This is a genomic window from Nostoc sp., from assembly GCF_041747015.1.
Taxonomy (GTDB): Bacteria; Cyanobacteriota; Cyanobacteriia; order Cyanobacteriales; family Nostocaceae; genus Nostoc.
This window is the reverse complement of sequence record NZ_JBGTFY010000395.1, coordinates 1-15,691: the sequence shown is the minus strand read 5'-3', so window position 1 is coordinate 15,691 and position 15,691 is coordinate 1. Positions and strand designations below refer to the sequence as shown.

Annotated in this window: 9 protein-coding genes; 6 read left to right on the top strand and 3 right to left on the bottom strand. The window is 43.0% G+C overall.

The genetic code is table 11. The features are described from left to right. From ACEW80_RS31055 to ACEW80_RS31040, 4 genes are all read left to right on the top strand, one after another. Window positions 1-739: DUF502 domain-containing protein (locus tag ACEW80_RS31055; protein WP_373530296.1), on the top strand; the 739-nt coding region annotated here is incomplete at its 5' end. Window positions 740-861: 122 nt separating this feature from the next. Continuing rightward, window positions 862-1,503 carry a transcription antitermination factor NusB gene (nusB, locus tag ACEW80_RS31050; RefSeq protein WP_373530295.1) on the top strand — a complete coding sequence of 214 codons (642 nt, stop codon included), beginning with the start codon at window positions 862-864 and terminating at the stop codon, window positions 1,501-1,503. A gap of 210 nt (window positions 1,504-1,713) precedes the next feature. Beyond that, window positions 1,714-3,318: a signal recognition particle-docking protein FtsY gene (ftsY, locus tag ACEW80_RS31045; protein WP_373530294.1), complete on the top strand. Its 1,605-nt coding sequence runs from the start codon at window positions 1,714-1,716 to the stop codon at window positions 3,316-3,318. 815 nt (window positions 3,319-4,133) lie between these two features. Then, a complete protein-coding gene (locus tag ACEW80_RS31040) occupies window positions 4,134-5,531 on the top strand; it encodes a PP2C family protein-serine/threonine phosphatase (RefSeq protein ID WP_373530293.1) in 1,398 nt (465 codons plus the stop codon). 5 nt (window positions 5,532-5,536) lie between these two features. Here the strand turns inward: ACEW80_RS31040 and lptC are convergent, their stop codons facing one another. The 3 genes from lptC to metG form a co-directional block, all read right to left on the bottom strand. Further along, window positions 5,537-6,796, bottom strand: a complete 1,260-nt coding sequence (lptC, locus tag ACEW80_RS31035) for an LPS export ABC transporter periplasmic protein LptC (RefSeq protein WP_373530292.1) — start codon at window positions 6,794-6,796, stop codon at window positions 5,537-5,539. Then, window positions 6,796-7,425: an NYN domain-containing protein gene (locus ACEW80_RS31030; protein ID WP_373530298.1), complete on the bottom strand. Its 630-nt coding sequence runs from the start codon at window positions 7,423-7,425 to the stop codon at window positions 6,796-6,798. The genes lptC and ACEW80_RS31030 overlap by 1 nt, the downstream gene beginning before the upstream one ends. Window positions 7,426-7,592: 167 nt before the next feature. Beyond that, on the bottom strand, window positions 7,593-9,197 hold the full coding sequence (gene metG, locus ACEW80_RS31025; protein ID WP_373530297.1) for a methionine--tRNA ligase: 1,605 nt from the start codon (window positions 9,195-9,197) through the stop codon (window positions 7,593-7,595). Between the two features lie 551 nt (window positions 9,198-9,748). On the opposite strand from metG, the gene ACEW80_RS31020 reads away from it, so the two are divergent. Next, complete coding sequence (locus ACEW80_RS31020) at window positions 9,749-12,100, top strand: glycoside hydrolase family 31 protein (RefSeq protein ID WP_373530291.1); 2,352 nt, start codon at window positions 9,749-9,751, stop codon at window positions 12,098-12,100. Between the two features lie 472 nt (window positions 12,101-12,572). Beyond that, entirely contained in the window at window positions 12,573-15,398 is a 2,826-nt protein-coding gene (locus tag ACEW80_RS31015) for an ATP-binding protein (protein WP_373530290.1), read from the top strand. Window positions 15,399-15,691 lie beyond the last annotated feature (293 nt).

The following is a 15,691-nucleotide window of genomic DNA, read 5'->3' as shown; positions in this document are numbered from 1 at the left end:
TAGCTTAAAACAGGAGAATCGGGGCTTGGTAATCGATCGCCTAAAACAGGACTTAAAAAACGACCTGATTGCTGGTTTGTTGGTAGTAATTCCCCTAGCAACCACTATCTGGCTGACAATTACCATTGCTACTTGGGTAATTAACTTCCTCACCCAAATTCCCAAACAACTTAATCCTTTTGATGGGTTAAACCCAATTTTAGTAAATATACTGAATCTTATAGTAGGATTAGCTGTACCACTACTAAGTATACTGTTGATGGGTTTGATGGCTCGGAATATTGCTGGGCGCTGGTTGCTAGATTTTGGTGAGCGGTTTTTACAGGCGATTCCTTTAGCTGGACAAGTATATAAAACCCTCAAGCAGCTTTTAGAAACAATATTAAAAGATTCCAATGGCAAGTTTCGCCGGGTAATTTTGTTAGAGTATCCCCGCCGAGGAATTTGGGCGATCGCCTTTGTCACTAGTGCGATTAGCAGTGATATCCAGGCCCAGATGCCTCGTCCCGTGCTGAGTGTTTTTATCCCCACCACCCCAAATCCGACTACCGGATGGTACGCAGTCGTCCCTGAAGACGAGGTGGTGAACCTCTCCATGTCGATTGAAGACGCCTTTAAAATAGTTGTGTCAGGTGGTATTGTCGCCCCCAATATGCCGTTGATTTCCCCCAAAGATGTCACGTTGGAAGTCAAACACGACGAAATCAAGCAGCAGGTTAGTCCCCTTGAAGAAACTTAAAATCAATCCGGCAAAGTCACAAGCAAATGCGTAATGTTGTTGTTTGACTGTGCCAAAATTGATAAACTTGCAAGTCTGTCCCGCCTAGTTAATCAGTTCTCGCACAATCACCCCTCAGTTTTATGCAACCTCGTAAACCCCAGCAAATTGCTCGTGAATTGGCGCTTTTGAGCATTAGCCAATTGCCAGTCAACCCAAAGAAATTGGATAAATTGCAAGACGATCAACTAGTATCGAAGTTGGTATTAGGAGCAGTACGCACCCTGACTTTAGAAGTGCAAGATACTCTCAATAATGCCGCAGGTGAACTACAACGCAGTAACGATCGCCTCTTAAGTAGCCAAACTCGCGCCTCCGACCTCGATACTGCTAGAACAATGCTTCAAGAGGCGATCGTCTGCACCCAGACAGCAATCAATCAGTTGGGTACCGCAGTTGATTTCCCGGAATTGATTCAGTTAGCGAATCAGGACAAGGGAGTTCGCAATTACGCTAAAGAGCTTGTGATTACAGTCAATGAACATCGTGATGTTATAGATAAACTTATTTCTACTGCCTTAGTAGATTGGCAAGTAAATCGCCTCGCCCAAATTGACCACGATATCCTCCAAATTGCTGTGGCAGAAATGGAGTTCTTAGGAGTTCCCAACAGCATCGCCATCAACGAAGCAGTGGAACTAGCCAAACGCTACAGTGGAGACGAAGGTCATCGGTTTATTAACGGTGTTCTGCGTCGAGTCACAGAGCAGAAAAAAACCGCATAATACAGACGGGTAATTCGTAATTTCTATATTGCCGTGGAGAGAAGTATTAGGCGAATAGAATTCGCTACTACACAAAACTTAGTTCACCTCCGTGGACTAAGAGCAAACCCTTGGTTTTTTGACCTGCGGAGGCAGGTTTTGTCAAGTGAAAAGTTAAATTAAACTCATAACTCATAACTTATAATTCGCATAACAACTAATACTGCTGCAATGGTTTTTAATTGGTTCCGTCGTCAACATAACGATTCCTCTAACACCCCCTCTGATCAGAAGCAGGAAGAAACGCCTTCTGCACAAGAACCCCAAGCAGAGCCAGCCGAAACCTTAACACCAACTGCTGAAACTACACCAGATTTGTTGGCGTTTGCTAAAGCTGCATATAAAAATATCCAGCAAAAACAACAATCCCAGGTAGTAGAAACCCTGCCTGATTCAACAGAATTATCAGCACAAGCGGAAATCATCGAACCAAAACTAACTGAGGAATCTGCCAGTACAATCTTAGAAACAGCACAGTTAGAAGTTACTCAAGTAGCTACTGAGGAAGAAATTAAAGAAGATTCCTCAATAGCAGCAATTGCTGAAGAGCCAGATGTCTCCAGTCCCGTACTAAGCGCAAGTGAAGCTGAACTAATACCTACAGCTACACCAGAGGCAACACAGCCAACAGCACCAGCCAGCTTATCTTTCTTAGAACGGGCGGCGGCAGAACGGCAAACAAAGCTGGAACAACTAATAGCCACCGCCATTGAAGTCCCAGAACCGGAGGTAGTACAGCCAGTAGCTACAACCTCAGATACAGGAGTGGTATTTGATGATGGGTTTGTCTGGTCGGCGAAAGTCCTAGCGGCTCAAGGTAGAAGTCCAGAAGACGTTTCTATTGAAGAAATTACCTGGCTGAAAAAGCTCCGGCAAGGGTTAGACAAAACTCGCCGTAGCATCCTCAACCAACTAAAGGCGATCGTTGGTCAAGGACCGCTTAACCAAGCTGCGGTGACAGAAATTGAGGCATTGCTCCTGCAAGCTGATGTGGGTGTACAGGCGACAGACTTTATTATCAATGCCTTACAGAAAAAACTTCGAGAAGAAGTTACCGCACCAGAAGAAGCGATCGCTTACCTGAAAAAAATCCTCCGGGATATGCTAGATGCGCCAAGCAAAGCATCTCACAAAACTAGTTTTACTCCAGAAAAAGAAACCTTGAACATTTGGTTAATTACTGGCGTGAATGGTGCCGGTAAAACCACTACCATCGGCAAAATTGCCCATCTGGGACAAAAATCTGGTTATAAATGCTTGATTGGGGCAGCAGACACATTCCGCGCCGCCGCTGTGGAACAGGTGAAGGTTTGGGGTAGTAGAAGTGGTGTAGAAGTAATTGCCAATCCTGGGAAGAATACAGATCCGGCGGCAGTTGTATTTGATGCGATCGCTGCCGCCCAAGCGCGTCAAACAGAATTACTTCTAGTAGATACTGCTGGGCGACTGCAAAACAAGAAAAATTTAATGGACGAACTCGGTAAAATCCGGCGAATTATCGCCAAAAAAGCCCCAAATGCTAAAGTAGAATCGTTATTGGTTCTGGATGCCACTTTAGGTCAAAATGGACTGCGGCAAGCTGAGGTTTTCTCTCAAGCTGCCCAACTGAGTGGCGTTGTCTTAACCAAGCTAGATGGCACTGCCAAAGGCGGCGTTGCCCTTGCTGTTGTGCAGCAGCTAGGTTTACCGATTCGCTTTATTGGTGCTGGTGAAGGAATTGAAGACCTACGCCCCTTTTCCAGCTATGAATTTGTCGAAGCGCTCTTAAGTGGCTAGTACGGCTGTGCGAAATTCGGAATTCCCATACCGCAAGCGTTATATTGATTTGCAATGGTTGGTTTATTTCCGCTGTTGTACTAAGTAGGTGGGCGTGAATAATTAAAGATTTGTAGTAAAGGTTGAAGCCTTTACTAAAAGCAAGTAAAAATATCCTAGCCCTAGCGAGTAAAAATCGCTACTCGCCCAATACTTTTCAAACACTTTTATCCCGTTTCAATCGGTTGAATTTTTGCATCTTTCTTCAGCAACTCAAAATTCGTAAGATGAGAAATTAAAAATGGAAAAGCTCAATTTTGGCGATTATCGCGGCAATTATGGTATACAAATTAAATATTTACAGACTTAATTTACAAATTCTCAGATTTGGGAATGAGTGCAAGTCTGTTTTTTACCAAACCCAAGCTCGATTTGAGCGCTTCTAGAGGTTTTCACTCAAAAGAATTTTAGTTTCCTAGTTGCCTCTGGCCAAAGAGTCACTCTAAAAACGTCATGAATTATTCTTTTAATAAAGTATTTTTATGAATTTAGAGATATGCTTTGGGAATTAAGTTACGAAAAAATCAAAAGCTTTCTGAACTATTACCGAAACTAGTGATTTTTACGGGTTAGGTTTTGATGAGAAATACATGATTGGAAATTCTTAATATTCAATCAGAAATGCAATAAGCAAATAAAATACTTATAAAATTTCCTTGTTACGTCTTTATACTCTTGCTAAAGTGACAAGTCTTGTCTAATTATGGTTTAGCAATGCCAAAGCCAAAAGACTATAAGTAATCTGAAATCTGCCAATATAAAATGCAATAATACCTGTGCCTGTGTCTCAACTGCCCTCTCAACCCATTGACAACAATAGTAGTGCTGCAACGGATGTTACTCCAGTCGTGGCGCTGAAAGAACTCGTAGCAAGGTTGCACCGGGAACAGAATAAAATTCAAGATTTGCTAAGTTCTTTAGGATTTGCCCTCAGAAGCTTCAATAATTTGAATCAGTTTTTGGAACTGATTCCGCTGATGGCAACGAGAGTAACAGACGCAGATGGCAGCGCCCTGTTTCTCTACAAACCTAATGGTCAAGTCAGGTTAGAGCAGCTACATTGGCAAGATAGTCGTCAGCGAAAGAATATCCGCAAAGCGCTAGAAATAGCCAGCAGTCAAATCACGCTTATGCCCAATACTGCGCCTTTAGCAAATGCTACGGGGATTTTGGATGACCAGATGCATCGCTATTTGGGGCCAGATGTGCAAATCTTTGGTACGGCGATTCTGGTGAAGCATACAGAACGGGGATGGCTATATGTCTTGAGCCGCGATCCAGAATATAGTTGGACAGAAACTAGGCAAAAATTAGTTAGGTTAGTGGCAGACCAAACAGCAGTAGCGATCGAAAACGATGAACTAGCCGTAGAACTAAGAAAAAAAGAACGCCTAGACCAAGAACTAGAAATTGGCGCAGAAATTCAACGGCGACTTCTACCACGTCAATGCCCCACAATCCCTGGTGCAGTCCTCGCAGCACGCTGTAAACCTGCTAATAGGGTCGGCGGAGACTACTACGACTTTATCGCCACTAATCACAATCAGATTCAGATTCAGCCAAACACCAAAGATAGTGTAGAAACTGGTTGTTGGGGTTTGGTTATTGGGGATGTTATGGGCAAAGGTGTGCCCGCTGCGCTGATTATGACGATGATGCGGGGAATGCTACGGGGAGAAGTGCTACATAGTAATTCCCCAGCCAGAATTCTGCAAAACTTAAATCGAGTTATGTATGCGGATTTGGAAAATTCCCACCGCTTTGTAACAGTATTTTACTCAGAATATAATCCCCATAACCGAATTTTATCTTATAGCAATGCAGCACACAATCCTCCTTTGTGGTGGCATGCAGCTACGAAAACTGTTAGCCGTTTAGATACTCTAGGAATGTTAATCGGTTTGGATGCTAACAGCCTATATGAAGATGCCCAGGTACAGTTGGAGCCTGGGGATACAATTATTTACTATACAGATGGATTGACCGATGCCGCTGCCGCTAGTGGCGATCGCTTTGACGAAGATAACTTTGTCACTAGCTTTAATACGGCTTGTAAGTACTGCAATGGGCCACAGGAGATTGTGGATTATCTTTTTGACCAAGTTCAGCAATTCATTGGTTCTGATAAGCAAAACACTGATGACATGACTCTAGTTGTGATGCAAATTCTCTAGTAATTCTACTGGCGATTAGCTTTTTGTTGGGGAATAATTTCCGTTACTACTCTACCGCTAGAACTACCACCTTTGACAACAATGTTTTCTGTTTGCAAATTACCAACGGCTGTCTCACCCGCAAAATTTAATGGGGGGTCAAGTTGCCGATAAACTACATTTCCCTGAGCTTCAACTAACTTATTGTCTAGATACCAAGTTAGTGTATTGGATCTCAGAGACTGGCGACGCTGCCCAACAGCGTTGACGTTACCTGTTAAATAAACCGTTTTTTGCGGTATTTTCATTTCACCTTGATTAGCTGTCACAGTGACATTTTCGACACGCTGGAATATGCGTGTAGGCGAGTTTGTTGTGACAGTTTCGGTATTCATGTTCCAAGTCATAGAATTACTCGCTATTTGCAGTGGTGGGTCTAGTAATTCTAGTTGAGCATTTTTTTGGATAGTGGCAATTTTCGTTTTTAAGTTGACTTCGGCAGCATTTCCCTTGCCCCGATCGCTAATTTTATTATTTTTGTAGCGATCAATTTGGATGGGGCGATCGCCAATCAGTTTTTCCTCTTTGATTTTCCAGATTAAATGCTCAGTTCGCACTTGCAACTGGGGATCAGCCGAATTTGCTATTACCCCTCCAGAAAATTCTATGCGCTGTTCGCGGGTTTTGACTCGCGCTTCTTGCGCCACTGCTTGTAGTTGTTTATGACTACCGTTGATTTGGTTGCGGACAATCAACAAATCTTCTTGGGGACGCCATTCTAATTCATTACCTTGCAATACAATCCCATTACTAGGATCTGTGGCAAATATCTTACCTTTAAGAAACAACTGCTTTCCATCTTGTTCAATGTCTGCTACATCTGCCTTGATTTGGTAAACCACTTTGCCATCTTGGTACAGTTCACCATAAGGACTTTCAGCTTGACCAATTTGTTTTTCTTTGGTGTATTTTGCGGTTTTAGCTCGGACTTTCCAAATCGGTTTTCCCATTTCATCTGCTTGTTCTAGGGTGACATCAAAGAAAGTCAAATCGCTATCTTGGTTAGATGAACCCGCAGCATTTTGTTGAGAAGCTGGGGGGGATTTGCCCCCGCAAGCAACTAAACCAATTACCAAGAAAAAGGTCAAAGGCAGATAATACCAATTTGTTCTAGGTTGTAAAGAACTCAAAGATGGAAATAAACACAAGTGGGGGAAATTTATTTGACTTTCCCCCTTAATTCTTGAGAACCTTCTTTGATTCTTTCTGCCTTGATGCTGCTTCATTATTCTTGGATTTCTAAGTGCCCATCACCATTTCTAGTGTCTTCCAAAAAACCGATCCCAGATAATGGACGGTATGGATAGCTTTGGCGAGGGGTTTTTTGAATATCCTCTTTGATGGCTTCTAAATCAATGTAGCGATCGCTTACATTAATTAAGCTGTCGCTGGTCATCGAACGCAAACTCACCACTTCTACCCGCACGCCGCGATAGCTCACCGAATTTACCGCATAAGCCAAATCACCATCACCGCTAACCAAAACTGCGGTATCATAAGAATCTACTAACGCCATCATGTCTACTGCTATTTCTACATCCAAATTAGCTTTTTTGGAGCCATCTGGTAGCTGTACCAAATCCTTCGCAATGACTCGATAGCCATTGCGACGCATCCACAGCAAAAACCCCTGTTGCTTCTCGTTTGTCCGATCTACACCAGTGTAAAAAAAAGAACGCAGTAGTCTAGAACCTCCAGTTAATCGAAATAACAACTTCGTGTAATCGATTTCAATCCCTAGTTGCAGTGCGGCGTAAAATAGATTTGATCCATCAATAAATATGGCGACTCTGCCCCGATTCTCTAAAACTTGTTCTGGCGTAAATATTGAATCGTTTTCCAAATTATTCAACATCATTGTCATACCTCAATTTTTATCCTTGTTATTTTTGATACAAATTACCAACTTTTAGATTCTAGTCACAGCGGCTTATGATAATGTTCCGGGACTAATTAAAGTAAGCCCCGATAAATTTTTACCAGAGAATAAGAAATTGCACAAAATCAGAGTTCGATTCAGGACTAATCGTTTTTTAGAGGTTCTATTCGCTTAAAAATCGGTTGGGGTGTACCCAATTGTTGTTTACTAGATAGTATCCCCCAAGTCGCATGGATGGCAAAAGGAGCGATCGCTGAAGTTTGTATTTGATCGTTAAAGTTTATGTCAAAGCCAAGCTGCTGATAAATATCGCTACTGATGTTCGGGATAATCGGAGATAGCAGATAAGCTGCGAGTCTCACTGATTCTAGAACTGCGTAGAGAACTTTTTCCACCGATTCCTGCTGTCCCTGTTTATATAATGACCAAGGAGCTTGTTCATCAATAAATTTATTACTGGCTTGCACCAGCGAAAGGATCACCTCGCAGGCTTGATTGAAAGCTAGCTCTTGGTATGCTTGGTTTACCTGTTCCCCTAGAGGTAAACCAATTGCTTTCAAAGGATTTTCGTCAGGAATTCCTTCATTGCCGATTGATGGTACATTATTCTCAGCACAGTATTTCTTCACCATGTTCAAGGTACGATTAAGCAAATTACCTAAATCGTTTGCCAAATCTGCGTTCAGAACATTAATGAACCTAACCTCATTAAAATCTCCATCCTTGCCAAATTCGATTTCCTTAAGGAAGTAATAACGAACGGCATCACTACCATAGCGCTGAACTAAGGCTACCGGATCAAGGGTGTTACCCACACTTTTACCCATCTTCAGACCATCTTTAGTCAAAAAGCCATGCCCAAATACTCGCTCTGGCAAGGGTAAACCAGCCGACAACAGCATTGCTGGCCAGTAAATTGCATGGAAGCGCAGAATATCTTTACCTATTAGATGCAAGTTAATCGGCCACCATGTTGCTAAGGCATTTGCTAAAGTCGGTTCTGCATCTGGTTCTAGCAATGCCGTTACATAAGCGAGCAGGGCATCAAACCAGACATAAAGGGTGTGCTTGGGATCAACTGGTACTGGAAAACCCCAATCTACATTTACCCGTGAAATTGAAAAGTCTTGTAGTCCTTGATTAACAAAGCTAATAACTTCGTTACGCCGACTTTCTGGTTGAATAAAATCTGGTCTAGATTGGTAAAATTCTGTTAGCTTAGTTTGGTATTTGGATAAGCGGAAAAAGTAGTTTTGCTCGTCTCGCCACTCGACTTCTTTGTTAGTGTGAATCGGGCAACGGTTTCCTTCTAGCAGTTCCCGTTCTTCTTTGAATTCTTCACAGGATACGCAGTACCAGCCTTTTTGTTGCCCTTGGTAGATATCACCAGATTCCCATACTCGCTCAAAGAACTCTTTAACGATCGCTTCATGACGAGGTGCAGTAGTCCGACTAAAGCGATCGTATTGAATGTCTAGTAACTGCCACAAACTCACGAAACTAGGGACAATTTCATCGCAAAAATCTTGTGGTGCTTTCCCTAAACTTTCTGCCGAGCGCTGAATTTTTTGCCCATGTTCATCTGTACCTGTAATCAACAATACTTGATGCCCCAGCAACCTGTGAAATCGCGCTACTACATCTGCTGCGATCGTCGTATAAGCACTGCCTATATGGGGGACATCATTTACATAATATAGCGGTGTTGTCAGTGCAAAGGTCTTTTCTATTTTATTCACTAGATTTATACAGAATAAAAATCAACTTATTAAAACGTTTTACATCTTAACTTTTATGCCAAAACCATGTAATTATACAATATTAATACCATTTTTTTCAATAACATCTTAATATTAGCAAATTTATCAGGTTAACAATTGTTTTAGAATAATAGGCATCAATTAAGCTCATTCCTGCTTAAAAAGGAAAATTAACTATTAATAACTTTTTTAAATACTACGTTTTATGTGATTTAAAACACAGAATGTTGTTCAAAAGTAAGCATATCAATACCAAAACGTTGACGGAAATATCACTTTGCCATTCTCCACCAATAAATCCCTTGTCTGCCAAGATGTGACAGCCACGAAGCAGTGTAATAGGACTTACGCAAAACTACACGCGGTAAGGGCAATACCCTGCGGGAAGCTAAAGCTACATGAATTACCCCTACCCAAAAATAAGGGTTTTGGCTATTGTTTGCGTAAATCCTGTCAACTTCTAACAAAAGAAAGAGTTTGAGGCTGATTAAGTCTGTAATCATGAATGCGGACAGGTGTTAACGTGCTTAATAAATGATATGCCGCAATATTTTGGAAAACTACCCACTACTAACCAACCTTGGACAACTGTTAGCAATATCAAAGCTGTAACTTGGGATCATAAGGCGATCAATTTTGACTGCGGCGACTCACGCCTCACCATCAGCGTACTTGCTCCCAATTTAATCCGCGTCCGTTTTGCACCAACTGGAGAATTTATACCGCGCCGCTCTTGGGCTGTGACGCTGGATGATGCAGAATGGGCAACAACACCTTTTACAGTACAAGAAACTGAAGCAAAGGTAGAAATTGAAACAGCACAGATTCGTGTGTGCGTTCGCCGAGAAAAGTGTCGCATTACCTGTTTCGATAAAGCTAATCGTCCGTTTGCCGAAGATGCAGAGATGGGTATGGGTTGGCGAATGGGTGCAGTTGCAGGCTGGAAGCAAATTGCCACTGATGAACATTTCTATGGTTTTGGTGAACGCACAGGTTGGCTCGATAAACTCAGCGAGGTAAAAACTAATTGGACATTTGATGCCTTAGATTATGATACACTTACTGATGAAATGTACCAAGCCATACCGTTTTTCATGGCTCTGCGTCCAGATGTGGGATATGGCATCTTTTTTAACACCACTTTTTGGAGTCAGTTCGATATCGGTGCTGAACAACCAGGTATCTGGAAAATGGAGACTCGCGGCGATGAATTGGATTATTACATGATCTACGGCCCCGAACCTGCCCAAATCCTGGAGACTTACACTCAGCTAACTGGGAGAATGCCATTACCGCCGAAATGGGCGCTTGGCTATCATCAATGTCGCTGGAGTTACGATTCCGAAACCGTTGTGCGGGAACTGGCGCAAGAATTTCGTCAGCGCCGCATTCCCTGCGATGTTATTCACTTGGATATTGACTATATGCGGGGTTATCGGGTGTTTACTTGGAGTCCTCAACGCTTCCCCAATCCGGCAAAACTCATTGATGATTTAGCCCAAAATGGTTTTAAAACAGTTACAATCATTGATCCTGGTGTGAAGTATGAACCAGAAGGAAATTATCAGGTTTTTGACCAAGGAATAGAAAACGACTATTTTGTGCGTAAAGCTAATGGCGAGTTGTTCCACGGCTACGTTTGGCCTGATAAAGCTGTTTTTCCTGATTTTTTACGTCCTGATGTGAGTAATTGGTGGGCTGATTTACACAAAAGCTTAACTGATATTGGGGTGGCAGGAATTTGGAATGATATGAATGAACCTGCTATAAACGATCGCCCTTTCAGCGATAATGGTAACAAAATTTGGTTTCCCCTAGATGCACCGCAGGGGGAAGATGAGGGGAATGTCCCGGTGTCTTCTTCTACTCATGCAGAAGTGCATAACTTGTATGGGTTGATGATGGCTAAAGCTTGTTATGAAGGGTTGCAACGGCATCGAGGCGCAGAGCGATCGTTTGTGTTAACGCGATCGGGTTATGCTGGTGTGCAGCGTTGGTCTTCTGTGTGGATGGGGGATAACCAATCGTTGTGGGAGCATTTAGAAATGTCTCTGCCGATGCTTTGCAATATGGGGCTTTCGGGTGTGGCGTTTGTGGGTTGCGACATTGGCGGGTTTGCTGGTAATGCCACAGCTGAATTATTTGCTCGGTGGATGCAGGTAGGAATGCTGTACCCATTGATGCGCGGACACTCGGCAATGTCTACTGCTCGTCATGAACCTTGGGTATTTGGCGATCGCGTTGAAAATATCTGTCGAGAATATATCAATCTACGTTATCAACTACTGCCCTACATTTACAGTCTTTTCTGGGAAGCGGCAACAACTGGCGCACCAATTTTAAGACCATTATTATACCATTTCCCCAACGATCCGAAAACCTACACTCTTTACGATCAAGTATTGTTAGGTGCGTCGCTGATGGCTGCACCAATATACCGCCCTGGAGTTGAACATCGATCTGTCTATTTACCCGCAGGCACTTGGTATGATTGGTGGAGTGGCGATCGCTATGAAGGACCGATTCACATTCTGGCTCATGCAGCATTGGAAAAAATGCCCCTGTATGTCCGTGGTGGTGCGATCATTCCCATGCAGCCTGTCAGGCAATACGTTGATGAAACTCCACTCGACGAGATCCGATTACGGATTTGGCCTGGTAATAATGAATATCAGCTATTTGAAGATGATGGACACACAAACGAGTATCAAGATAAAAACTTTTCACTCACAAATATCAGCCTATTTACAGACGCTAACCAAACAGTAGTAGAAATTGGAGCAAGAGTTGGGGAATGGACACCTCTAGTGCGTGAAGTGATTGTGGAAGTTGTTGGTGTTGGAGAGCAACGTTTCCAAGACGATGGTAAGCGACATACTCTCCAATTTTGAAATATTCACCCAAAAACCCTTGTAGAGACGTAGCAGTGCTACGTCTCTACATTGTTATATCGCAATACGGTTCAGTTAAGGAACGAAACCCAACAAAGGCTTGAAAACGTTGGGTTGAGGAACGAAACCCAACCTACAAAATTTAATTTTTTGGGCTTAACCCAAGCGTATCGTTTTATATCGGCGATCGCATTTGCTATTTCAGCGACGTTCACCTTACGGGAAGGCTGACGCCAACGCAATGACCAATTATCGCTGCATAAGTCCTGGTTAATTTATTTTTTTCTATTCCCCAAAGGTGGCTTTTTGAAGCATTATTACTTCTTACGCTAAATTGTGCAAAAAAAAATATGTATAAAGATAGATGAAAGGCAAGTAAATGGGTAGCGTAAAATACAAGGAGTAGAAATGATTAAACCGTAAGAAATACGGAAGTTTACTACGTTAGATAGATGCGGTTAGAAAACACTCCATGTCAAATGTTAACCGCTTGCAACTGCAAGATATATTTAAAATTCCTGCAAATTCATTTGTGGCAAAAGTCGCAAGTGCGATCGCTGTTTTTGTTGGTAGCTTGGTACTAATGCTGATTGCCGCGATCGCAGTACCTTTTATATTAGGATGGATAATTGTTGAAGGTCAACGGGCAGGACAATACGATTTAGCGTTTGCAGTATCGGTGTTGGCGATCGTCATAATTGTAATTTTTACTGTTTTGATTTGGCAAAGTGCGGCGGTTATTGAACGCCTTAGCGATGAACGCGACTGCGCTCAAGAAGCACTGAGAACCTACGAAACAGATCAGCCAATTGCCTTAGCAACTGTGATTTGCAACATCACTGAGCAAGAGCAAGCCAAGGAAAAAATATTACAACTAAACAAGGATCTACAGCGCCGCATTACTGAGTTACAAACTTTGTTGTTGGAAATTGATATAGTCCATGAAAATGGAAAAATCCTCAACCTGTTGGAGTACGTTGCACCCTTGTTTGACGAAGAGGGTAAAACCAGAGGAAGCGTTGGTGCATTTTTAGATATTACGGAGCGCAAACAGGCAGAGGAAGTACTCTTAAATCAGCAAAAATGGCTGGAGGATGTGTTAAATCTGATGCCAATACCGTTGCTGTTTATCGAACCAGGAACGGCGCGGGTAACTTTTGCCAATCGTTCTGCTGACGAATTAGCTGGGGGCGAATTTCCCAAAGGTTTACCAGCCGAAGATTATCACACAGTTTACCACTATACAGATGCGGCTGGCGATCGCATTCCCAATGAGCAAATGCCAGGAGTGCGGGTTGCCCTTGGCGAACGCCTGAATGGATTGGAGGTAGACTGGCACACTAGCTCTGGTGTACGCTCTCTACTAATATTTGCTGATACCCTGCCAGCAATGCACGGTCATCCGGCTACCTGTATCTTGGTGTTCCAAGAGATTAGCAAACTTAAGCAGATAGAAAAAGCCCTCTCGTTAGGTTACAAAAGGCTAAAGCTATTATTCGACACAGCTAGCGATCTACTATCGAGCCAGCAACCAGCGGTATTAATCGATAGCGTCTACCAAAAACTCTCGCAGCAAATTGCTTTAGATATTTACTTTAACTATTTGGTTGAGGATAACTCTCAGGTAATACGGCTAGAGTCTTATAGTGGCATTTCTCAGGAATTAGCAAAGGAAATTGAATGTTTGGCATTTGGTGAAGCGGTTTGCGGTAGTGTAGTCCAGGAGCGTTGTGCAGTAGCTGTAGAGAATGTGCAGCAATCAACTGACCCGCAAACAGAATTGATTCGCTCTTTAGGTATTACTGCTTATTATGCCTACCCATTGATCGCCCAAGGAAGGCTGTTAGGTACTCTTTCTTTTGGTAGTCGCACTCGGTCAAGCTTCACCGAAAATCAAAAGGGGATGATGCAAGCAGTATGCGACCAAATAGCGATCGCAATGGAACGGGCTAGTTTAATTGCTTCTTTGCAACAACAAACCGAACAGTTGCAAGAGGCCAACCGGATGAAGGATGAGTTTCTGGGGATATTATCTCACGAGTTGCGATCGCCCCTCAATGCCATCCTTGGGTGGGCGCAATTACTGCAACGAAGCAACCTCAGTGCAACCCAAATCGCTAGGGCTACGGAGACAATTGAGCGCAATGCGAAGGCGCAAACCCAGCTAATTGAAGATTTACTGGATATATCACGGATGATTAGAGGTAAGTTACGCCTCAATGTCCATACTTGCAATTTGGTGCCGATGATTGAGTCAGCGCTTGAGACTGTTAGTTTAGCCGCCCAATCCATCGATTTGAGATTTTCCCTCATTCCCTCAAAAGAAACGCCAAATGCGCCACCAGGGATACTCCCCGTGGCCACTTTCGCGCCAAATTCAGATTTAAGATTAGGAATCAATCACGAAAATCTAGAATCTCCAGAAGCACAATCCCAAACCAGTCAAGACTCAGAAGACAGCAAGCTTGGCGAAAATTCTCAATTCTTAGTTTCTGGAGATTTCGAGCGCTTGCAGCAAATCATCTGGAATCTGCTATCCAATGCGATTAAATTCACACCCGCAGGAGGACGGGTAGAGGTGCAATTGTCAGTAGTCACTGGCCAAGAAAAACAACAGACAACGGATAAATATGCCCAAATTCAGGTGATTGATACAGGCATTGGTATCAGTCCTGACTTTCTCCCTTACGTCTTTGACCGCTTTTGTCAAGCTGATAGTTCTAGCACTAGATCCTATGGCGGATTAGGATTAGGATTAGCGATCGTGCGTCATTTAGTAGAATTACATGGCGGTACTGTCCACGTAAATAGTCAGGGTGAAGACCAAGGAGCAATATTTACAGTCAAGCTACCACTTGTGAACAGTCTCACCTCTCCCCCTCCCCCGTTCTCTTCTTCTCCCATCCTCCCCCCCTCCCTCCTTGGCGTGCGCGTGCTGGTTGTAGATAACCAAGCTGATGCGCGTGAATTCATTACCACAGTCCTCGAACAGTACCAAGCCGAAGTTCAGTCTGTAGCATCAGTTCAAGAAGCATTACAGGTAATTACCCAGTGGAAACCAGATGCTTTAGTCAGCGACATCGGTATGCCCCAAGAGGATGGTTACTCTTTGATCCGCAAATTGCGATCGCAACCACCAGAACTAGGGGGAAATATTCCCGCAGCCGCGTTGACAGCTTATGCCAGCGCAGAGGATCGAATGCGAGCTATACGAGAAGGTTATCAGTTACATTTACCTAAACCTATTGAACCAGCTGAGTTAGCTACAGTAGTCGCCAGCCTTGTTGGACGCATTTAGAGAAAATGGAGAATAGGGCATTGGGCATTGCTCATTGTGCTTTTTTCGTGATATCAAAATTTATCTAAAACTCTAAGTATTTACCAATTACCAACTACGTTTGGTAATTACTTGTATTGTTCAAATATTCATTATGTATATTTTTATATCGATATAAATAGGGCTTGCTGAATAAGTCTCCAGAGCGAATCTAGAAGCCACACAGCTTACAAAATAGTAGTTTCGTCGCTTAGTTTCCCAATTTGCCCGGCGCTCGCCGACGAAAGTGCAAGGTTTTTGAACCTCTGGATGCT